This window comes from Streptomyces agglomeratus (assembly GCF_001746415.1).
Taxonomy (GTDB): Bacteria; Actinomycetota; Actinomycetes; order Streptomycetales; family Streptomycetaceae; genus Streptomyces; species Streptomyces agglomeratus.
In genome coordinates, this window is record NZ_MEHJ01000001.1 from 4436158 (window position 1) to 4456474 (window position 20317).

General features: G+C 71.9%; 19 protein-coding genes. 7 read left to right on the plus strand and 12 right to left on the minus strand.

Annotated features, from left to right (window positions below; genetic code table 11):
- Positions 1-4 precede the first annotated feature (4 nt).
- Genes AS594_RS19350 through AS594_RS19365 form a run of 4 tightly spaced genes read right to left on the minus strand, consistent with a single transcriptional unit; the run spans position 5 to position 3985 of the window.
- Positions 5-982, minus strand: coding sequence for an ABC transporter substrate-binding protein (locus AS594_RS19350; RefSeq protein ID WP_069932513.1), 978 nt, complete (start codon positions 980-982; stop codon positions 5-7).
- The gene (locus tag AS594_RS19355) at positions 979-1905 is read right to left on the minus strand and encodes an ABC transporter ATP-binding protein (protein WP_079148159.1); all 927 of its coding nucleotides are present in this window, start codon (positions 1903-1905) and stop codon (positions 979-981) included. The genes AS594_RS19350 and AS594_RS19355 overlap by 4 nt, the downstream gene beginning before the upstream one ends.
- A complete protein-coding gene (locus AS594_RS19360; protein ID WP_069932512.1) occupies positions 1902-2963 on the minus strand; it encodes a FecCD family ABC transporter permease in 1062 nt (353 codons plus the stop codon). The genes AS594_RS19355 and AS594_RS19360 overlap by 4 nt, the downstream gene beginning before the upstream one ends.
- Complete coding sequence (locus AS594_RS19365) at positions 2960-3985, minus strand: FecCD family ABC transporter permease (RefSeq protein ID WP_069928229.1); 1026 nt, start codon at positions 3983-3985, stop codon at positions 2960-2962. Before AS594_RS19365 ends, AS594_RS19360 begins: the two co-directional genes overlap by 4 nt.
- A 75-nt stretch (positions 3986-4060) precedes the next feature.
- Here AS594_RS19365 and AS594_RS19370 point away from each other — a divergent pair, with 75 nt between their 5' ends.
- Positions 4061-4720: an HAD family hydrolase gene (locus AS594_RS19370; protein WP_069928230.1), complete on the plus strand. Its 660-nt coding sequence runs from the start codon at positions 4061-4063 to the stop codon at positions 4718-4720.
- Here AS594_RS19370 and AS594_RS19375 read toward each other — a convergent pair.
- On the minus strand, positions 4690-4944 hold the full coding sequence (locus AS594_RS19375) for a hypothetical protein (RefSeq protein ID WP_069928231.1): 255 nt from the start codon (positions 4942-4944) through the stop codon (positions 4690-4692). The genes AS594_RS19370 and AS594_RS19375 overlap by 31 nt on opposite strands.
- A gap of 188 nt (positions 4945-5132) precedes the next feature.
- On the opposite strand from AS594_RS19375, the gene AS594_RS47265 reads away from it, so the two are divergent.
- Positions 5133-5516, plus strand: coding sequence for a cold-shock protein (locus AS594_RS47265; protein ID WP_028811088.1), 384 nt, complete (start codon positions 5133-5135; stop codon positions 5514-5516).
- A 1-nt stretch (position 5517) separates the two neighbouring features.
- Here the strand turns inward: AS594_RS47265 and AS594_RS19385 are convergent, their stop codons facing one another.
- From AS594_RS19385 to AS594_RS19400, 4 genes are read right to left on the minus strand one after another with little or no spacing between them, the layout of a single operon-like run.
- Positions 5518-6369, minus strand: coding sequence for a 1,4-dihydroxy-6-naphtoate synthase (locus AS594_RS19385; protein WP_079144514.1), 852 nt, complete (start codon positions 6367-6369; stop codon positions 5518-5520).
- Entirely contained in the window at positions 6359-7024 is a 666-nt protein-coding gene (locus AS594_RS19390) for a futalosine hydrolase (protein ID WP_069932511.1), read from the minus strand. The genes AS594_RS19385 and AS594_RS19390 overlap by 11 nt, the downstream gene beginning before the upstream one ends.
- 2 nt (positions 7025-7026) lie before the next feature.
- Positions 7027-7521 (minus strand): DUF2771 domain-containing protein, encoded by a 495-nt coding sequence (locus tag AS594_RS19395; RefSeq protein ID WP_069928233.1) that lies wholly within the window; start codon positions 7519-7521, stop codon positions 7027-7029.
- Between the two features lie 27 nt (positions 7522-7548).
- Complete coding sequence (locus AS594_RS19400) at positions 7549-8901, minus strand: MFS transporter (RefSeq protein WP_069928234.1); 1353 nt, start codon at positions 8899-8901, stop codon at positions 7549-7551.
- 392 nt (positions 8902-9293) lie between these two features.
- On the opposite strand from AS594_RS19400, the gene AS594_RS19405 reads away from it, so the two are divergent.
- The 4 genes from AS594_RS19405 to AS594_RS19420 all read left to right on the plus strand — a co-directional run bounded on the left by AS594_RS19405 (position 9294) and on the right by AS594_RS19420 (position 15456).
- Complete coding sequence (locus AS594_RS19405; RefSeq protein ID WP_069928235.1) at positions 9294-10217, plus strand: DUF3027 domain-containing protein; 924 nt, start codon at positions 9294-9296, stop codon at positions 10215-10217.
- A 259-nt stretch (positions 10218-10476) separates the two neighbouring features.
- Complete coding sequence (locus tag AS594_RS19410; RefSeq protein ID WP_069928236.1) at positions 10477-13608, plus strand: sacsin N-terminal ATP-binding-like domain-containing protein; 3132 nt, start codon at positions 10477-10479, stop codon at positions 13606-13608.
- A 107-nt stretch (positions 13609-13715) separates the two neighbouring features.
- The gene (locus AS594_RS19415; protein WP_069928237.1) at positions 13716-14549 is read left to right on the plus strand and encodes a DUF5707 domain-containing protein; all 834 of its coding nucleotides are present in this window, start codon (positions 13716-13718) and stop codon (positions 14547-14549) included.
- Between the two features lie 163 nt (positions 14550-14712).
- Positions 14713-15456 (plus strand): calcium-binding protein, encoded by a 744-nt coding sequence (locus AS594_RS19420; RefSeq protein ID WP_069932510.1) that lies wholly within the window; start codon positions 14713-14715, stop codon positions 15454-15456.
- 18 nt (positions 15457-15474) lie between these two features.
- Here AS594_RS19420 and AS594_RS19425 read toward each other — a convergent pair whose 3' ends face one another.
- Both AS594_RS19425 and AS594_RS19430 read right to left on the minus strand, forming a co-directional pair.
- On the minus strand, positions 15475-17877 hold the full coding sequence (locus tag AS594_RS19425; protein ID WP_069928239.1) for an HAD-IC family P-type ATPase: 2403 nt from the start codon (positions 17875-17877) through the stop codon (positions 15475-15477).
- A 174-nt stretch (positions 17878-18051) separates the two neighbouring features.
- Positions 18052-18357, minus strand: a complete 306-nt coding sequence (locus AS594_RS19430; protein WP_069928240.1) for a DUF2530 domain-containing protein — start codon at positions 18355-18357, stop codon at positions 18052-18054.
- Positions 18358-18554: 197 nt separating this feature from the next.
- Between AS594_RS19430 and AS594_RS19435 the strand changes: the two genes are divergently transcribed.
- A complete protein-coding gene (locus tag AS594_RS19435) occupies positions 18555-20006 on the plus strand; it encodes an NCS2 family permease (protein ID WP_069928241.1) in 1452 nt (483 codons plus the stop codon).
- Positions 20007-20070: 64 nt separating this feature from the next.
- Here the strand turns inward: AS594_RS19435 and AS594_RS19440 are convergent, their stop codons facing one another.
- Entirely contained in the window at positions 20071-20253 is a 183-nt protein-coding gene (locus AS594_RS19440; RefSeq protein ID WP_069930621.1) for a toxin-antitoxin system HicB family antitoxin, read from the minus strand.
- Between the last annotated feature and the right edge of the window lie 64 nt (positions 20254-20317).

Here is a 20317-nt window from a genome sequence, read left to right on the forward strand (position 1 = left end):
GCGCCTACGTGGCCAGGTGGCCGCGCAACTCGTCGAGGATCTTGTTGGCGGCGGTGTAGCCGATGCCCTGGATCCACAGCTCGTCGTCGACGCCGAAGACCTTGTCCGCCTTCGCGGCGGGCATGTTCTTCCACAGCCCGCTGTTCAGCGTCCGGGTCTCCTTGGCCTTCTCCGGGTCGCCGTACGTCGAGTGGAAGACGACGTCGGCGTCCTCGCCCGCGAGGTTGATCTTCTCGGGGCTCACGTCGTACGAGAATCCGTCCTTCGCCTTGTCGGCGACGGCCGGGCGGCCCAGGCCGACGTCGGCCAGGACCGTCGCGATGTAGTTCTTCCGGCCGTAGATGCGGATGTCCGCGCCCTCGATGAACCGCACCACGTTGACGTTGGTCTTCGCGGCCTTCTCCTTGCCGCCGACCGCGTCGGTGACCTTCGCGGCGCGCGCGGTGTAGCCGGCGACCACTCGCTTCGCCTCGGCCCGCTTGCCCAGCGCGTCGGCGTGGACCTGGAAGTTCTCCTTCCAGGGGTAGCCGGTGTTCTCGGTCATCACGGTCGGCGCGAGCGCCTTGAGTTCGTCGTACAGCGCGCCGTGGCGTACCTTGCTCGTGAGGATGAGGTCGGGCTTGAGAGCGGCGACGGCCTCCAGGTTGGGGCTCATCATCTCGCCGACGTCCTTGATGCCCGCGACCTTCTCCCTGGGCAGGTAGCTCAGGAAACCCGACTCGGCGCCGGTGTGCGTGGAGCCGACCGGCTTCACGCCGAGCGTGATGGCGGAGTCCAGTTCGGCGGTGTCGAGGACGACCACCCGCTTCGGGGCGGCCGGGACCTTCACGTCGCCCATGGCGGTCTTGACGGTGCGGGTCCCGCCGTCGGCGGACGGCGCCGTCTTGCCGTCGCCGGCGTCGGACCCGCAGGCGGCGAGCGTGAGGGCGGCGGTCACGGCGAGGGAGCCGGCGGCGAGGCCGCGGTGGAGGGGTCGCGTCATGAGGTGGGCGCCTTTCGGGGAGGCAGGTCGGCGGGCTCGGGGAGGGCGCCCGGCGCGCCCCCTCCGGCCACTTCGGGTTCGGGGAGCGGGCCGGGCGCGTCCCCTCCGGCCACCTCTGGCCCGGGGAGCGGGCCGGGTGGGGTCCAGGGGGCGCCGGGGATCACCAGGGGGGAGCCGGTCACCGGGTCGGGGACGACCACTGAGGAGAGCCCGAAGACCTCCTGTACGAGATCCGCCGTGACGATGTCGCGCGGGTGGCCCTCGGCGACCACCCGGCCCTCCTTCATCGCGACCAGGTGGTCGGCGTACCTGGCCGCCTGGTTGAGGTCGTGGAGGACCGTGACGACCGTCCGGCCCTGGTCGTGGTTGAGCTGGCGCACCAGGTCCAGTACCTCCACCTGGTGGGAGATGTCGAGATACGTCGTCGGCTCGTCCAGCAGCAGGAGGTCCGTCTCCTGGGCGAGCGCCATGGCGATCCACACCCTCTGACGCTGGCCGCCGGACAGCGCGTCGACGGGCCGCTCCGCGAGCGCGGTGACGTCCGTACGGGCCATGGCGTCCGTCACCGCCCGCTCGTCCTCGTCGGACCACTGCTGCCACCAGTGCTGGTGCGGCTGGCGGCCCCGCGCCACCAGGTCGGCGACGGTGATGGCCTCGGGGGCGACGGGGGTCTGGGGCAGGAGGCCGATCTGCTGCGCGATCCTCCTGGTCGGGATCTTCGCCAGCTCGGCGCCGTCGAGCAGCACCGCGCCGCGGCGGGGCTTGAGCAGCCGGCCGAGTGCGCGCAGGGTGGTGGACTTTCCGCATGCGTTCGGGCCGACGATGACGGTCACCCGGCCGTCGGGTACGGCCAGGTCGAGCTCGTGCACGACCGTACGGTCCTCGTAGGCGAGCGTCAGCCCGCGCGCGGTGAGCCTGCTCACGCCTTGCCTCCAGTACGGCCTTTGACGATCAGCCAGATCAGGTACGGGGCGCCGACCGCCGCCGTCAGTACGCCCACCGGAAGTTCGGTGGGCGACAGCAGGCGTTTGGCCAGCAGGTCCGCCAGTACGACGACGAGTGCGCCCGTGAGGGCCGAGCAGAGCAGCGGGATCTGCGCGGTGCGGGTCATGCGGCGGGCGATCTGGGGTGCGAGCAGTGCGACGAAGTCGACGGGGCCCGCCGTTCCGGTGGCGACCGATGCGAGCACGACCCCGGTGAGCACCAGTCCCAGGCGCACCCGCCCCAGCCGTACGCCGAGCGCGGTCGCGGTGTCGTCGTCCAGCGACACGCTCCGCTGGGCGCGGGTGGCCCAGAGCACGGCGGGCAGCATGGCGAGGAGCACCCAGGCCAGCGGGGCCGCCTCGTCCCAGCCGCGCCCGTTGAGGGAGCCGGTCATCCAGATCTGGGCCTGCTGGGCGACGAGGTAGTCGCCCTTGGTGAGGAAGAGGTGGGTGATGGAGCGCAGCGCGATCGCGAAGCCGATGCCGATGAGCACGAAGCGGGTGGCGTGCAGTCCGCCGCGCCAGGCGAAGGCGTAGACGAGAGCGGCGGCGAGGACTCCGCCGGCGACGGAGAGGTACGGGAGTACGGCGTAGGAGGTGATGCCGAACGTCATGGCCCCGACGGTGAGCGCGCTCGCGCCCTGGCTGACGCCGATGATGTCGGGGCTGGCGAGGGGGTTGCGCGCGACGGTCTGGATCAGCGCGCCGGCCACGGCGAACGCCGCCCCGACGAGCAGCCCGACGGTCATGCGGGGCAGCCGGAGCGTTCCCACGACGAGCTCGTTCGCCGACGGCTGCCCGAAGAGGACCTTCAGCACCTCGGCGGGCGGGACGCTGCTCTCGCCGACGCACAGGTACGCGACGCACACCCCGGCGAGTACGAGCGCGAGGGACCCCGCGACCACGGCCGCCCGCCGGTGCAGCAGGAACCGCCCCCGCCCGGCCCGTACGAGTGCGTAGCCCGCCGGGCGGACCCCGGCCGTCGCGTCGGTCGTCACGCCGGCACCGCCTTCCGTCGTACCAGGGCCACCAGGAACGGCACGCCGATCAGCGCCGTCATCACGCCCGCCGGGACCTCGCCCGGCGGGAAGACGATCCGGCCGACGACATCGGACACCAGCAGCATCACCGGTCCGATCAGCGCCGCCATCGGCAGTACCCACCGGTGGTCGCTGCCCACGATCGCGCGCGCGATGTGCGGGACGGCGAGGCCCACGAAGGCGATCGTGCCGGCCGCGGCGACCCCCGCGCCGGTCAGGACCGTGGCGCCGATGCCGCCGACGATCCGTACGGTCGCGACGTTCTGGCCGAGCCCCTTCGCCACGTCCTCGCCCAGCGCCAGCGCGTCCAGTCCGCGTGCGACGGAGGCGACGAGCACGACGCCTGCGAGCAGGAACGGCCAGATCTGGCCGACGACCTCCGCGTCCCGCCCGGCGACGGACCCGACCTGCCAGAACCGGAACTCGTCGAGCGCCGCCGCCTGCGTCGTCAGGACCGCCATCGTCACGGAGGCGAGCAGCGCGTTGATCGCGGCGCCGCCCAGCGCGAGCTTCACCGGTGTCGCGCCGCCGCGCCCGCTCGCCGCGACGGCGTACACCGCGACCGAGGCGAGCGCCGCTCCGGCGAAGGCGAACCAGACGTAACCGGAGAGCGAGTGGATTCCGGCGAAGGCGATGGCGAGAACCACGCCCACGGACGCGCCCTGGCTGATGCCCAGGATTCCGGGGTCGGCGATGGGATTGCGGGTGATGCCCTGGAGCACGGTTCCGGCGAGTGCGAGCGCGGCGCCGACCATCAGCCCGATGAGCGTGCGCGGCACCCGCATGGTCCGTACGACCTCGGCGGCATCGCTGTGACCGCCGTGCAGCAGTACGTCGATGACCTCGGACGGCGCTGTGGTCCGTGCCCCGACGGCGAGGCTGAGCAGGACGGACAGCAGCAGGGCGGCGACGGCCGCGGCCGTCCAGCCGATGCGGCGGGTCACCAGGGCGCGTCGCGGGTGGCTGGTGGCGGCTCGCATATGACCCATTCCGCGTCCGGATTTGGTAAGGCTTGGCTAAGTGTACGGGTGGGCTCCGGAGCCCCCGCAGGCACAATGGCCGGTATGCCTTCGCACTCCGAGACGCCGACGTTCCCCCTGACGGTCGGCTTCGACCTCGACATGACGCTCATCGATTCCCGGCCGGGCATCAAGGCCGCGTACGAGGCGCTCGCCGCCGAGACCGGCGTGCACATCGACGCCGACCTGGCGGTCACCCGGCTGGGTCCGCCGCTGGAACGGGAACTGGCGTTCTGGTTCCCCGAGGAGCACATCCAGGAAATGGGCGACCGTTACCGCGAGATCTATCCGACGTACGCGATCACGCCAACTCCCGCGCTGCCCGGAGCCCGCGAGGCGGTGACCGCGGTACGGGCGGCGGGCGGCCGGGCGATCGTCGTCACGGCCAAGCACGAGCCGAACGCCAAGCTCCACCTCGCGCACCTCGGCATCGAGCCGGACGCGGTCATCGGCTGGCTGTGGGCGGAGGCCAAGGCGGAGGCGCTGCGCGAGCACGGCGCCTCGGTGTACGTCGGCGACCACCTCGGCGACGTACGCGGCGCGCGAGCGGCGGGCGCCCTGTCCGTGGCCGTTCCGACGGGGCCCTGCGACGCCGCTGAGCTGCGGGAAGCCGGTGCGGACGTCATTCTGGACGACCTCACGGCCTTCCCCGCCTGGCTGGCCGGCTACTGCGAGACGGTGGCGGCGCGCGCCTGACGGCGCTGCGCGGCGATGGACCGGAGCACGCCCGCGGCGGCGATCACGAAGCCCGCGCCCATCAGCATGCAGACGGCGTACGCGACCGTCGGGAAGGGGTCCGTGCCGAGGAAGAGCGGGGCCACGGTGACCAAAGTGGCCAGCGCGCCGACGAAGAAGACGATCGCGCCGACGCGTACCAGCCGGTCACCGGCGCCGGCCTCGGCAGATTGGGTTTCAGTCATCACCCGCTCAGGGTAGTTCCCTGCCCGGAGGAACCGCCCGGCGACGTCTTGTCACCAGCCCCTGGACCATTAGCCTTGGTGGTGGCGGGTCCTACGACCCGCTGTAGTGCTATCCAGAGCCGATTTCCCGGATCGAACGCGCGAGCGGGACCACCGGGGATCCGACGAGTACGAGGACGAGGACAGACGTGCCTACCGGCAAGGTCAAGTGGTTCAACAGTGAGAAGGGCTTCGGCTTCCTCTCCCGCGACGACGGCGGCGACGTCTTCGTTCACTCGTCGGTGCTCCCTGCCGGAGTCGACGCACTCAAGCCCGGCCAGCGCGTCGAATTCGGCGTCGTGGCGGGCCAGCGCGGCGACCAGGCGCTCTCCGTGACGATCCTCGACCCGACCCCGTCCGTCGCCGCCGCGCAGCGCCGCAAACCCGACGAACTCGCGTCGATCGTGCAGGACCTGACGACCCTTCTGGAGAACATCACCCCGGCCCTGGAGCGCGGCCGCTACCCCGACAAGGCGGCGGGCGCCAAGATCGCCGGCCTGCTGCGCGCGGTGGCCGACCAGCTCGACGTGTGAGTCAGACGAACTCCAGCACGCCGCCGCCGAGGGGCGGAACCAGCCCCTCGGCCGCGGCCCGCGTGAGCAGCCCCCGCACCGCCGCGTAGCCGCTCTCCCCGAGGTCGGCCGTGAACTCGTTCACGTACAGCCCGATGTGCTGGTCCGCCACCGCCGGGTCCATCTCCTGGGCGTGCTCCAGCACGTACGGACGCGACACCAGCGGGTCGTCCCAGGCCATCCGCACCGAGGTCCGCGCCGCGTCCGCCAGCTCGCGCAGGCGCTCCGCGCCCAGCGAGCGCTTGGCGATGATCGCGCCGAGGGGGATCGGCAGACCGGTCGTGTTCTCCCAGTGCTCGCCCATGTCGGCGAGGGAGTGCAGCCCGTAGTCCTGGTACGTGAAGCGCGCCTCGTGGATGACGAGGCCCGCGTCGGCCTTGCCGTCGCGCACCGCCGGCATGATGTCGTGGAACGGCATGACGACGATCTCGCCGACCCCGCCCGGCACGACCTCCGCCGCCCACAGCCGGAACAGCAGATACGCCGTCGAACGCTCGCTCGGCACGGCCACCCGCTTGCCGGTGAGGTCGACCCCGGGCTCGCGCGTGAGCACCAGTGGCCCGCAGCCCCGCCCGAGGGCCCCGCCGCAGGGCAGCAGCGCGTACTCGTCCAGGACCCAGGGCAGCACGGCGTACGACACCTTGAGCACGTCGAACTCCCCGCGCTCCGCCATCCCGTTGGTGATGTCGATGTCCGCGAAGGTGACATCGAGCGCGGGCGCGCCCGGCACCCGGCCGTGCGCCCAGGCGTCGAAGACGAACGTGTCGTTCGGGCAGGGCGAGTAGGCGATCTTCAGCGGCGCGTCAGTGGTCATCGTCCTCATCCCAACGTTCGAGTACGGGCACGAGCTTCCCGAACGCCCCGGCGAGCGCGTCCAGCGCGTCCCCGATGCGCCAGGCCGCCCGGTCGCGGGGCCCCACGGCGTTCGACACCGCACGGATCTCCATCACCGGCACGCCGTGCAGGGCGGCGGCCTCCGCGACCCCGGACCCCTCCATGGCCTCGGCGGCGGCGTACGCGTGCCGTCCGCGCAGCTCGGCGGCGCGGGCGGCGGAGCCCGTCACGGTGGACACGGTCAGCACGGTGCCGGTGAGCGCGCCGGTCGCGCCGGCCACGGCCCGTACGAGAGAGGCGGGCGGCAGGTGCTCCACGGCGCCGAAGCCGAGGGCGGTCACCGGGAGGTAGCCGTCGGGGGTCTCGGCGCCCAGATCGGCGGCGACGATCGCGTCGGCGACGACGAGGGAGGCGAGCGGGGCCACCGGGTGGAAGCCGCCGCCGATCCCCGCGGAGATCACCAGAGCGTACGGGCGCGTCGCGGACGCCAGGGCCAGCGCGGTCGCGGTCCCGGCGGCCGCCGCGGCGGGACCCACCCCGGCGGCGATCACGTCGATGTCACCCGGTCCGGGCCCCAACGCGCGCGTGACCGCGTCCCGCTCTGCGGGAACCGCGGTCACGACCAGTACACGCATCGTCAGGAGGTCTTCTCCAGCTTGAAGTGCCAGATACCCGTGAGCTTCTTGCCCTTCGTCTCGACGACGCTGACCTGCGCCTCGTCGGGGCTCGGCGCGCCCGGCTGCTGCTGTTGCTGCTGGGCGAAGAAGGCGCTGCCCGGGATGGTCCGGTAGGTCTTCTTGAACGGCTCCTGCTCGGCCTGCTGGCCGTTGATGAAGAGCGTCCAGCCCTTGTCGGCGATCTCGGGGTCCACGCCGAAGCGGACTTTGTCGTCCATGGCGACCTTGACGGTCTTCTCGGCCTTCTTGTTCAGGCAGCCCTGGAGCAGGGATTCCTTGATCGCGGAGCCGTCGTTGTAGCAGGCGGCCTCGGTGTTCACCGAGTCCGTGCCGACCGTCACGGTCGCGAGCGGTGTCGGCTTGTCGCAGGCGGACAGGACGAGGAGTCCGGCCGACACGGCACCGATCACGGTGGCGGTGCGGCGGGCCTTACCAGAGAGGAGCGCAACGGTCATGGGGCGAAGGCTATCGCCCGCTCCGCCTCACGCCACGCGGGGGTGCGGCGAGCCGCGCCGGGCCGCGCTCAGGAGACCCCGTACGGACAGGGCGGCGCCGGTCGCCAGGATGCCCGCGGCGACGGCCATGCCGAGCGAGCCGTTCAGCGGCAGGGCGATCCCGATGGCGCCGCCCACCACCCAGGCCATCTGGAGCAGCGTCTCCGACCGCGCGAAGGCGGACGTACGTACCTCCTCGGGTACGTCCCGCTGGATCAGCGCGTCCAGCGACAGCTTGGCCAGCGCCTGGCACAGCCCGGCCGTCGCGCCGAGCACCGCCACCATCAGTCCGCCGAAGAAGACCGCCGCGAAGACGGCCACCCCGAGCGTCAGCAGCAGCACCGTCGCGATGATCAGCTCGGGGCCGCGCGACTTGAGCAGAGCCCCGATGGCCGTTCCGCAAGCGTTGCCCACACCGGCCGAGATGCCGACGACCGCCAGCGACACGGCCGCGCTCTGCCCGGAGAGCGGATGCTCGCGGATGAGGAACGCCAGGAAGAAGATCAGGAAGCCGGAGAGGGCGCGATGCGCCGCGTTGGCCTGGAGGCCGTGCAGTACGGAAGGCCCGACAGTGCGCAGGCCGGGGCGGCGCGGCGCGTGGCCGTGCTCCAGGAGCATGGCCTTGCGCTCGCCCTTCGCGGAGTCGACCTTGTGCGGCATCGTGAAGGCCAGCACCGTACCGGCGACGAACAGCGCGCACGCCCCGAACAACGGCCAGGCCGGGCCGATCTGCTGGAGCCCGATCCCGATGGGCGCGGCGGCGCCCGTCGCGAGCAGCCCGGCCAGGGTCACCCGCGAGTTGGCCTTCACGAGGGAGAAGCCGGGTGGGAGGAGGCGTGGGACGACGGCGCTCCGTACGACGCCGTACGCCTTCGAGGACACCAGCACGCCCAGTGCCGCCGGGTAGAGCTCCAGGCCCCCCGTCGCCACCGCGCCCGACATCGCGAGCGCGAGCAGGGCACGGGCCAGCATCGCGCCGGCCATCGCGGCGCGGCGGCCGTGCGGGATCCGGTCCAGGAGCGGGCCGACCACGGGGGCGAGGAGGGTGAACGGTGCCATGGTGACGGCGAGGTAGAGGGCCACGCGGCCCCGTGCCTCGTCCGTCGGGACGGAGAAGAAGACGGTGGAGGCGAGGGCGACCGTGATCATGACGTCGCCCGCGCCGTTCACGGCGTGCAGCTCGATCAGCTTGCCGAGGCCCGACTCGCCCGCGCCGTGTGCGTGCGTGGCGCGGCGGATTCCCTTCGCCGTACCGGTGATGGGCAGGTGCAGGGCACGGCCGACCGCCCGGCCCGTTCTGCTGAGTGGACCGGATCCGTCGGACGACTTTGCGGCAGCCACCCCGCCATAGTGCCCCAAGGCCCCCGGCTCGAACCTGAAACGTGGCGGACGGCGCAGGTGAACCACCACTCCGGGCATTTGGGACGCTCAGCGGATTCCGAGCCGGATCTCTCGGGCGTTCCCGCCCCAAAGACGGGCGTGCAGGTGGGCCGGGGGCGGCAGAGGGGGTAGCGTGCGTAGCGCGCCACCGGCGGTTGTCCTCGGCCGCGCGCCTCTCCGTCATCCCGCAGAATGGGTGGTGGAAAGTGCGCCCGAGACCGAGACCAGGTAGGGCGCGGACGTCGACGCGGCCCTTTGGTCCGCTCCGCCCGCAGCTCGCACCTCGTATCTCGTACCTCGTACGGGCATCCGTTGGCGCACCCGTGAGACGGCGTAGGAGAGAAGCGAGACCTGTGAGTGCTGCGACGACGCGAAGCCGAACCCCTGACCGCCTGTGCGCCGAGGCGGTAGACCTTGCCCGGGCGGCGGCCGAGGAGGCCGCCTTCCCCGGGGTGGTCGGCGAGCATGTCTCCCTCTTCGCCGAGGGTGACCGGGTGGTCACCCACCTCTTCGAATGCAAGGAACCCGGATACCTGGGCTGGCGCTGGGCGGTGACGGTCACCCGCGCCTCGCGGGCCAAGCTGGTCACCCTCAACGAGACCGTGCTCCTGCCGGGGCCCGAGTCCCTGCTGGCGCCGGAGTGGGTGCCGTGGAGCGAGCGGCTGCGGCCGGGGGACATGGGTCCGGGCGACCTCCTGCCCACCGAGGCGGAGGACCTGCGCCTGGAGCCGGGCTACTCCGGCGAGGACGCGCCGCCGCCGGACTCGGCCGTCTCGGAGGAGATGGCGGAGCTCGTCGAGGCGGAGGACGCCGAGGTCACGGGCGGCGCGCCGGCGACCCTTCCGCTGGTACCGACGCGCGGTTCGATCGCGGCGGTCGCCGAGGAGCTGGGGATGCGACGGGCACGTGTCCTGTCGCGGTACGGGCTGCACATCGCGGCGGACCGCTGGGACGAGGCGTACGGGGCGAAGACCCCGATGGCGCAGGCGGCGCCGGCCACGTGTGTCTCCTGTGCCTTCCTGGTTCCGCTGGCCGGGTCGCTCCGCCAGGCGTTCGGAGTCTGCGCGAACGAGTACTCCCCCGCGGACGGGCGCGTCGTGTCGCTCGCCTACGGCTGTGGTGGCCACTCGGAGGCGGCGGTCATGCCGAAGCCGCTGCGGCCGGCGCCGCCGGTGCTGGACTCGATGGCCACGGACGCGTTCCCGCTCCGCCCGGACCCGGAGGGCGGCTCGGTCCCGGCCACCCCGGACCCCACCGAGGACCTGGGCCACTCCTGACCCCGTGCCCGGACCCCGCTCCGCGAACGGACACGCCCGGAGGGCGTCCGGGGATCTGAGGGCTCGCCCCCGGTTCGGGAAGGGGCGGGCAGGGAAACCCCGCGCAACGGCCACCCACCGCCGCCGCACCCACACCCGCACCGCACCGATGGTCAGGTGGCCGGCGGCGGGCCGCCGGCGCGGGATACTTGCGCCCCGTAGACACGGGTAGGCGTCAGTAGCAGTAGCTACTTGTACCCCAGGACGAGCGGAGACAAGCGTGAGCGTCAGGGCCACCGACGAGGCCGACCCCTTCGGCACGGCGCGGCTGAGGCGCGGAGTGCTCGACGCGTGGAGCGCGAGCCCCGCCCGCTTCCGCGAGGACGCCAACGCCGAGGAGGACCTCGCCCTCGGCGGCTACCGCGACCGACTCGTGGTCGAGCTGGCCCAGAACGCCGCCGACGCCGCCGCCCGCGCCGGAGTGACCGGCCGCCTGCGCCTCACCCTGCACGCCGCCACCGCCGACGCGCCCGCGATCCTCGCCGCCGCCAACACCGGCGCCCCCCTCGACGCCGCCGGTGTCGAATCGCTCAGCACGCTGCGCGCCTCCGCCAAGCGGGAGGACACGGACGGCGCCGTCGGCCGCTTCGGCGTCGGTTTCGCCGCCGTCCTCGCCGTCAGCGACGAGCCCGCCGTCCTCGGCCGCCACGGCGGAGTCCGCTGGTCCCTGGCCGAGGCCAGGGAGCTGGCCGTGGACGCCGCCCAGACCGCCCCCGGGCTCGGCGAGGAGCTGCGGCGCCGCGACGGCCACGTACCCCTGCTGCGTCTCCCGCTGCCCGCCGAGGGCTCCGCCCCCTCCGGTTACGACACCGTCGTGGTCCTGCCCCTGCGCGACGGCGGCGCCGTGGACCTCGCCCAGCACCTCCTCGACGCCATCGACGACGCGCTGCTGCTGACCCTCCCCGGCCTCGCCGAGGTCGTCGTGGAGACGCCGGACGGCGCCACCCGTACGCTCACGCGCGCCGAGCAGGACGCGTACGTACACATCGACGACACCGTGGGCACGGCCACCCGCACCACCCGCTGGCGCACCGTCACCCGCTCCGGCGCCCTGGCGCCCGCCCTGCTCGCCGGCCGGCCCGTCGAAGAGCGCCTGCGCCCCCACTGGGCCGTCACCTGGGCCGTTCCGGTGGACAGCGAGGGCGCTCCGCAGCGGCCCGCCACCGCGCCCGTCGTGCACGCCCCGACCCCGACCGACGAACCCCTCGGCGTACCGGCGCTGCTCATCGCGTCGCTGCCGCTGGACACGACCCGCCGCCACCCCGCGCCGGGCCCGCTCACCGACTTCCTGGTGCAGCGCGCCGCCGACGCGTACGCCGAACTGCTCGGCGACTGGGAGCCGGTGTCCACCGGCACCGTCGACCTGGTGCCCGGCCCGCTCGGCAAAGGCGAGCTGGACGGCGCCCTGCGCGCCGCCGTCATCGAGCGGCTGCCCCGCGTCGCCTTCCTCGCCCTGGCCGCCCCGTCCGAGGAACTCACCGCACTGCGCCCCTTCGAGGCCGAGGTCGTCGAGGGCGCCGGAGCCGACACGGTCCGCGTCATGGCGGAAGTGCTGCCCACCCTCCTGCCCGCCGGTCTGGAGCGCCGTGCCGAGCTGCGCACCCTCGGCGTCGGCCGGCTGCCGCTGGGCGACGCCATCGAGCGGCTCGCGGGCGCCGAGCGCGACCCGTCCTGGTGGCGGCGGCTGTACGAGTCGCTGGCCGGCGTCGACCCGGACCGGCTGTCCGGGCTGCCGGTGCCGCTGGCCAGTGGCCGCACGGTGATCGGCCCCCGCCAGGTCCTGCTCCCGCTGCCCGGCGCGGACCCGGACACCGCCGCCCCCGAGCAGCTCGCCCGCCTCGGCCTCAAGGTCGCGCACCCCGACGCCGCCCACCCCCTGCTCGAAAAGCTCGGCTCGCTCCCGGCCACTCCCCGCGCCGTCCTGACGACTCCCCAGGTGCGGGCCGCCGTCGCCGCCTCCCTGGACGAGGGCGGCCAGATCTGGGACGAGGACGCCCCGGACGCCGAGGAACTCGCCGAGACCGTGCTGGCCCTCGTACGGGACGCCGACCTGTCGCCCGGCGACGAGCCGTGGCTCGGCGCGCTGGCGCTGCCCGACGAGGACGGCGAACTGTCCCCCGCCGGTGAACTCGTGCTGCCCGCAAGCCCGTTCGCCCGGATCATGCGCGAGGGCGAACTGGCCCTGTGCGACGGCGAACTGGCCGCCCGCTGGGGCGAGCAGCCGCTCACCGCCTGCGGCGTCCTGGCCACCTTCGCGCTCGTGCGCACCACCGACATCGTCCTCGACCCCGATGAGTTCGAGCCGCGCGACGGCGACTACGCCGAACCCGACGACGCGGGACTGCTCGACGCCGTGGACGTGTGGTGCGAGGACATCCTCGACCAGCTGCCGGAGACCTCCGTGCCGCCGGTCGCCACCGAGATCGTCGCCGTACGGGACCTGGACCTGGTGGACGACGACAAGTGGCCGCAGGCCCTGGCGCTGCTCGCCCAGCCGCCGTTGCGCGACGCGCTGACCCAGCCGGTGCGCGTACTGCTGCCGGACGGGACGACGCAGTCCGTGCGCCCGTACACCGCGTGGTGGCTGCGCGACCACCCCGTGCTCGGAGGGCGCCGTCCGGCCGGTCTGCGCTCGGCGGGCGGCGACCCGCTGCTCGAAGGGCTCTACACGTCCGCCGACGCGACCGGTTTCGACGACGAGCAGGTGCTGAGGGCGCTCGGCGTACGGACCTCCGTGGGGGCGCTGCTGGACGAGCCCGGCGGCGCGGCCGAGCTCCTCGGCCGCCTCGCGGACCCCGACCGTACGGTCACCGCGGCCCAACTCCACGCGCTGTACGGCGCCCTGGCCGACCTCGACCCCGAACAGGTCACCCTCCCCGACGAGCTGCGCGCGGTCGTGGACGGCGAGGTGCGGGTGGTCGACGCGGCGGACGCGGTGGTCGCGGACGCCCCCGACCTGCTGCCGCTCACCTCGGGACTGCCGCTGCTGCCGGTGGCGCCGTCCCGCGCCGCCGACCTGGCCGAACTCCTCCAGGTGCGCCGCCTGAGCGAGTCGGCGGAGGCCGAGGTGACCTCGGACGGTGTGGAGCGCGAAGTTCCGGAAGCTGTACGGGTCCTGCTCGGCGCGGGCACCCCGACGACCTATATCGAACACGAGGAGTTGCTCGCGGGCGGGGTCGAGCTGGACTGGCGCCGTACGCCCGACGGAGTCGTCCACGCGGCCACGCTGGAGGGCGTGGCGGCGGGTCTCGCCTGGTCAGCCGGGCAGTGGCCGCGACGGTTCGAGGTGGCGGCGCTGATCGAGGACCCGTCGCGCACGGACGAATTGGCCCGGGACCGCTGGTTCGACTGATTTTTTGTTTACGAACTCTCCGCACGCTCCCTACACTTCGTTCGACACTCAAAGATCCCGCCGGGGGGAAACGCGGCGGGCTCGCATACCTGTGGGGACATACATACATGCGCATACGTGCCACTGTGGCCGCCGTTTCGGGCGCCCTGGCCCTGTCCGCCCTCGCCGTCCCGGCCGCCCAGGCCGAGGACACGGCGGACTCTCGAGTCTCGCCCTTCGTCGCCAACGCGCCGCAGGACGAGATCGAAGGCGACATCAAGATCACTAAGGTCGTCGTCAACGGCGGCAAGAACGTTGTGGTTGGCACTACCGCTGCGAAGACGTTCAAGATCGCCATCACGGCCACCGACCCGTCCGGCATCGAGGGCGGTGACCAGTTCCTCTGGCACGGCTCCGCCTTCAACGAGAACGAGATCGACGGCGCGCTCACCTCGGAGCAGGACGCGGCCGACTGCGTCCAGGCCAGTGCCACCACCTCCACGTGCACCGTGAGCGTGACGGTCGACCCGCAGCTCGACCTGTACAAGAACGCTCTGGCCGGTACGTGGAAGGTGTGGGCGTCGGTCTACGCCAAGGACGGTGACTACATCTTCAAGGAGATCGCCGGCACCGCGCGCGTCCAGCGCGCCTCGAAGCTGACGGTCAACGCCTCGCCCGAGCCGGTCGTCAAGGGCAAGACCATCACCATCACGGGCAAGCTCTCCCGCGCCAACTGGGAGACCTCCACCTACGCGGGCTACACCGCCCAGCCGGTGAAGCTCCAGTTCCGCAAGGCCGGCACCACCACGTACACCACCGTCAAGACGGTGAACACCAACAGCACGGGTGACCTCAAGACGACCGTCACCGCGGCGTCCGACGGCTACTGGCGCTACTCGTTCGCCGGTACGACCACCACCCCCGCGATCTCCGCGGCCGGTGACTACCTCGACGTGCGCTGAGCACTGACCGGCCGACCCCGTTAGCGGGGAACGTCCGACGCCGCCCCGGAGCCGCACCGGCTCCGGGGCGGTGGCGCCATCGCAGTACATCCCGCTCGACACCTCACGTCCCCGCCGGGGGGAATACGCGGCGGGACGCGTGCCAACCATGGGGACAACACACATGCGCATCCGTGCCACTGTGGCAGCCGTTTCCGGCGCCCTGGCCCTGTCCGCCCTCGCCGTCCCGGCCGCCCACGCGGACGGTGGCCACGGTGACACCGCGATCACGAAGGTGGTCGTCAACGGCGGCAAGAACGTCGTGGTCGGCACCACCCAGGTCAGGACCTTCACCGTCGCGGTCACCGCCGCGGACGACTCCGGGATCGTCGGCGCCGACCTCACGCTGAACGGCCCCGGCTTCGGCTCCCTGGAGCCCACCGACGTCGACTGCCTGGGCAACACCTGCACCGGGGCCTTCTCGGCCGACCCCCGGGTCGACCTGGCGTACTCCAACGAGAAGGCCGGCACCTGGTACGTCGACGCCTGGGTGGACGCGGCCGACGGCGACTACGTCTGGAAGCAGAAGTCCGCCTCCTTCAAGCTCCAGCGCCAGTCCACCGTGTCGGTCAACGCCTCGCCCGAGCCAGTCGTGAAGGGCAGGACGATCACGATCACGGGCAAGCTGGCCCGCGCCAACTGGGAGACGTACACCTACGCGGGCTACACCAACCAGCCCGTGAAGCTCCAGTTCCGCAAGGCCGGCACCACCACGTACACCACCGTCAAGACGGTGACGTCGAACGGCACCGGCCAGCTGAAGGCGACCGCCACGGCGGTGTCCGACGGCTACTGGCGCTACGCGTTCGCCGGTACGACCACCACCCCCGCGGCCACCGCGACCGGTGACTACGTCGACGTCCGCTAGCGGAACCGGCATGCCCCGCTAGGCGGGGAAGCGGCGGCCGACCCAGCGCCACACCAGCTCCAGGGCGGCCGCCGCCACCGCCGACACGGCCACCGCCGCCCACGGCATGGTCGTACCGACCAGCCTCAGGGCGAAGACGTCGGAGAGCCACGGCACCACGAGCACCAGCAGGAAGCCGAGCCCCATCGCGGCCACCAGGCCGACGCGCCACCAGGTGTACGGGCGGGCGATGATCGCCAGCACCCAGATGGACACCAGGAAGAGCGTCAGCGTCGCCACACTCGTCTCGGCGGACAGCGCGTCCGGGCCCGAGTAGTGGGTGCGGGCCAGCAGGTACGTACAGAAGGTCGCGGTCGCGGCGATGATGCCGCCGGGGATCGAGTACCGCATCACCTTGCGGACGAAGTTCGGCTGGGCGCGCTCCTTGTTGGGCGCCAGCGCGAGGAAGAACGCCGGCACGCCGATCGTCAGCGTCGACAGCAGCGTCAGGTGCCGGGGCAGGAACGGGTACTCGATCTGCGAGCAGACCACCAGGATCGCCAGCAGCACCGAGTAGACCGTCTTCGTCAGGAAGAGGGTCGCCACCCGCGTGATGTTGCCGATGACCCGGCGCCCCTCGGCCACCACCGAAGGCAGCGTCGCGAAGCTGTTGTTCAGCAGCACGATCTGCGCGACCGCCCGGGTCGCCTCCGACCCGGAGCCCATCGCGACCCCGATGTCGGCGTCCTTGAGGGCGAGTACGTCGTTGACACCGTCGCCCGTCATCGCCACCGTGTGGCCCTTCGACTGGAGCGCCGCCACCATCTCGCGCTTCTGCTGCGGGGTGACCCGGCCGAAGACCGCGTTGTCGTCCAGCGCCTCGGCCATCTCTCCCCGCTCGGCGGGCAGCGTACGGGCGTCCACGGTGTTGGCGGCGCCCGGCATGTCCAGCTTGGCGGCCACCGCGCCGACGGACACCGCGTTGTCACCGGAGATGACCTTCGTGGCGACGTCCTGGTCGGCGAAGTACTGGAGGGTGTCGGAGGCGTCGGGGCGTAGCCGCTGCTCCAGGACGACCAGGGCGGTCGCGCGCGAGCCGTCCGCGACCCGTGGGCCGTCGAGCCCTTCCGGCTCTCCGGTGACGCGGGTGAGCAGCAGCACTCGCAGACCTTGCTGGTTGAGCAGATCGATCTCGTCCAGGTACGGGTCGCCCTTCGGCAGCAGCACGTCGGGGGCGCCGAGGAGCCAAGAGCTGCTGCCGCCGTCGCCCTCGGTGAAGGTCGCCCCGCTGTACTTGCGGGCGGAGGAGAACGGCAGCGCCTGCGTACAGCGCCAGGAGTCGGTGTCCGGGTAGGACTTCCTGATCGCCTGAAGGCTGGCGTTCGGCCGCGGGTCGGACTCGCCGAGGGCCCCGAGCACGGTGTGTACGTACGCCTCGTCCGAGCCGGAGCCGTTCAGCGTCCGGACCTCGGTGACGTCCATGCCGCCCTCGGTGAGCGTGCCCGTCTTGTCCAGGCAGACGACGTCGACCCGCGCGAGGCCCTCGATCGCGGGCAGCTCCTGCACGAGGCACTGCTTGCGGCCGAGCCTGATCACGCCGACCGCGAAGGCGACCGAGGTGAGCAGCACCAGCCCCTCGGGGATCATGGGGACGATGCCGCCGACGGTGCGCGCGATGGAGTTCCTCAGCTCGTTGTCCTTGACGACCAGCTGGCTGATGATGAGGCCGATCGACGTCGGAACCATCAGCCAGGTGACGAACTTGAGGATCTGGTTGATGCCGTTGCGCAGTTCTGAGTTCACGAGCGTGAAGCGGGACGCCTCTTCGGCGAGCTGGGTCGCGTACGCCTCCCGGCCGACCCTGGTGGCCGTGAACGCGCCGCCGCCCGCGACGACGAAGCTGCCGGACATCACCTGGTCGCCGGGCTGTTTGAGCACCGGGTCGGCCTCGCCGGTGAGGAGGGACTCGTCGACCTCCAGGCTGTCGGCCTCGACGACCTCTCCGTCGACGACGGCCTTGTCGCCGGGGCCGAGTTCCACCAGGTCGCCGAGGACGATCTCGGCGGTGGACACCTCGGCGGACACCCCGTCACGCCGGACCTTGGGTTTCGCCTCACCGATGACGGCGAGGCTGTCGAGGGTCTTCTTGGCGCGCAGTTCCTGGACGATGCCGATGGCGGTGTTGGCGACGATCACGAAGCCGAACAGGCTGTCCTGGATCGGCGCGACGAAGAGCATGATCGCCCACAGCACGCCGATGATCGCGTTGAAGCGGGTGAAGACGTTGGACCGGACGATTTCGACGGCGGAGCGGGAACTGCGTACCGGTACGTCGTTGACCTCGCCCCGGGCGACCCGTTCGGCGACCTCGGCCGTGGTGAGCCCGGTGAGCCTCGGCCGTGCGACGGTTCCGTCCGAGTCGATCTCTGCCCGCTGCGTCATGGTTTCGACGGTACGACCGGATGTGCCGATTGACCCGTCGAGTTACGGAAGATCGGACCGGAGTATGAGGGCGGGGCGGCCGGGACGGTCCCTCGGATGTACGGAGGCGGTACTGAGCCGGTACGCGAGCCCGTACGGGACCCGTACCGAGCAGCCGGTGCGGGAGCCCTTGGTTCAGGGGGTTTCGCGGTCCGAGCCGGGTGTTTCCGCCGACGCCGCCGACGCCTCGGACTCCGCCGCCTTCGCGCGCCTGATCGCGGCTTCGCGTCCGCGCACGTACCAGATGCCGATCAGCCCGAGTCCGGCGCCGGCCAGGCAGGTCCACACCCACCACGACCAGCCGCGGTCGTCGTACCAGCCGTAGAAGGGGAGCTGGACGAGGAAGAGGACGAACCAGAGGATCGTGCCGCCGACGATGGTGGCGACGACGGGCCCCTCAAGGGGCTCGGGTGCCTCGTGCTTGGGGGTCCACTTCGCCATGGGGACAGTGTAGGCGGGCCTTCCGGCGGGCCCGCCGGCCAGGCGGCTCAAGGGTCTACGCGCGGAGATAGCGATCTTTCCATGATGTATTCATACTGAAACGGCTTTGTTCTGACTGGTTTTGTTCGGCTGAACATCCAATGTCGACCGCTTCCGGTTCACTCCCTGAGCTTCCCTTCTTCCGCATGAGGTCACGCATGTCTCCCTCGGCCACGGCTCCGGTCGACGCCAAGCAGCCGCCCTCTCCCTCGGAGCCGCAGAGCGGTCTCGACCGCTTCTTCAAGATCTCCGAGCGGGGCTCCACCGTCGCCCGCGAGATCCGGGGCGGTCTCGCCACCTTCTTCGCGATGGCCTACATCATCGTGCTGAACCCGATCATCCTCGGCAGCGCGAAGGACATGTACGGGCACCAGCTCGACGGCGGTCAGCTGGTCACCGCCACCGTCCTGACGGCCGCGTTCTCCACGCTGCTGATGGGTGTCATCGGGAACGTGCCGATCGCGCTCGCCGCCGGTCTCGGCGTCAACACCGTGGTCGCGCTCCAGCTCGCGCCCCGGATGAGTTGGGCCGACGCGATGGGCATGGTCGTACTCGCCGGCTTCGTGGTGATGCTGCTCGTGGCCACCGGCCTGCGGGAGCGCGTGATGAGCGCGGTGCCGATCAGCCTGCGCAAGGGCATCGCCATCGGCATCGGCCTCTTCATCATGCTGATCGGCCTCGTGGACTCGGGCTTCGTCTCCCGGATCCCGGACGCCGCGCACACCACCGTGCCGCTCCAGCTCGGCGCCGACGGGCACCTCAACGGCTGGCCGGTGCTCGTCTTCGTACTCGGCGTACTGCTCACACTCGCGCTGATCGTCCGCAAGGTGCCGGGCGCGATCCTCATCTCGATCGTCGTGATGACCCTGGTCTCCGTCGCCATCAACGCCGTCGCCGACATCCCGTCCTGGGGTCTGACCACGCCCGAGTGGCCCGGCAATCCGGTCGCCTCCCCGGACTTCGGTCTGGTCGGCCAGGTCAGCCTCTTCGGCGGCTTCGAGAAGGTCGGCCTGCTGACCGGTGTCCTCTTCGTCTTCACCGTGCTGCTGTCCTGCTTCTTCGACGCCATGGGCACGATCCTCGGCGTCAGCGACGAGGCCAAGCTGCTGGACGAGCAGGGCAACCTGCCCGGCGTCAACAAGGTGCTGCTCATCGACGGCATCGCGGTCGCGGCCGGCGGCGCCAGCTCCAGCTCCGCCACCACCTGCTTCGTGGAGTCCACCGCGGGCGTCGGCGAGGGCGCGCGTACGGGTCTGGCCAACGTCGTCACCGGCGGTCTCTTCGCCGTGGGCCTGTTCCTCACGCCGCTGGTGACCATGGTGCCGTCGCAGGCCGCGACGCCGGCCCTGCTCGCGGTCGGCTTCCTGATCCTGTCGGGCTCGGTCAAGGACATCGACTGGAGCGACTACACGCTCGCGATCCCGGCGTTCCTGACCATGGTGATGATGCCGTTCACGTACTCCATCACGAACGGCATCGGCATCGGCTTCGTCGCCTTCTGCGTACTGCGCCTGGCGGCCGGGCGCGGGCGCGAGGTGCCGGTGGCGATGTACGCGGTGTCCGGGGTCTTCGCCTTCTACTACCTGATGCCCGCGCTGAACCTCACGTAGGCGGCCCCAGGCGTGGCCCCGGGTGCGGCCCCCGCGTGCGCCCCCGGGCTGTGCCCCCGCGGCCTCACGCCAGGCCGTAGAACTTCTCCGTCTCGTCGACCGCCGTCTTGAAGCGCTCGTCGAAGTCGTCGCGAATGAGCGTCCGGACCACATAGTCCTGGACGCTCATTCCGCGTTTGGCGGCATGGTCCCGGAGGCGGTCGTGCAGCTCACCGTCTATTCGCAGGCTGAGCACTGTCGATCCCATGGGGGACAGCGTCGTGGGACCGGCCCCCGCGGTGGTCACTTTCCGGATCTGACTCACTCGTACG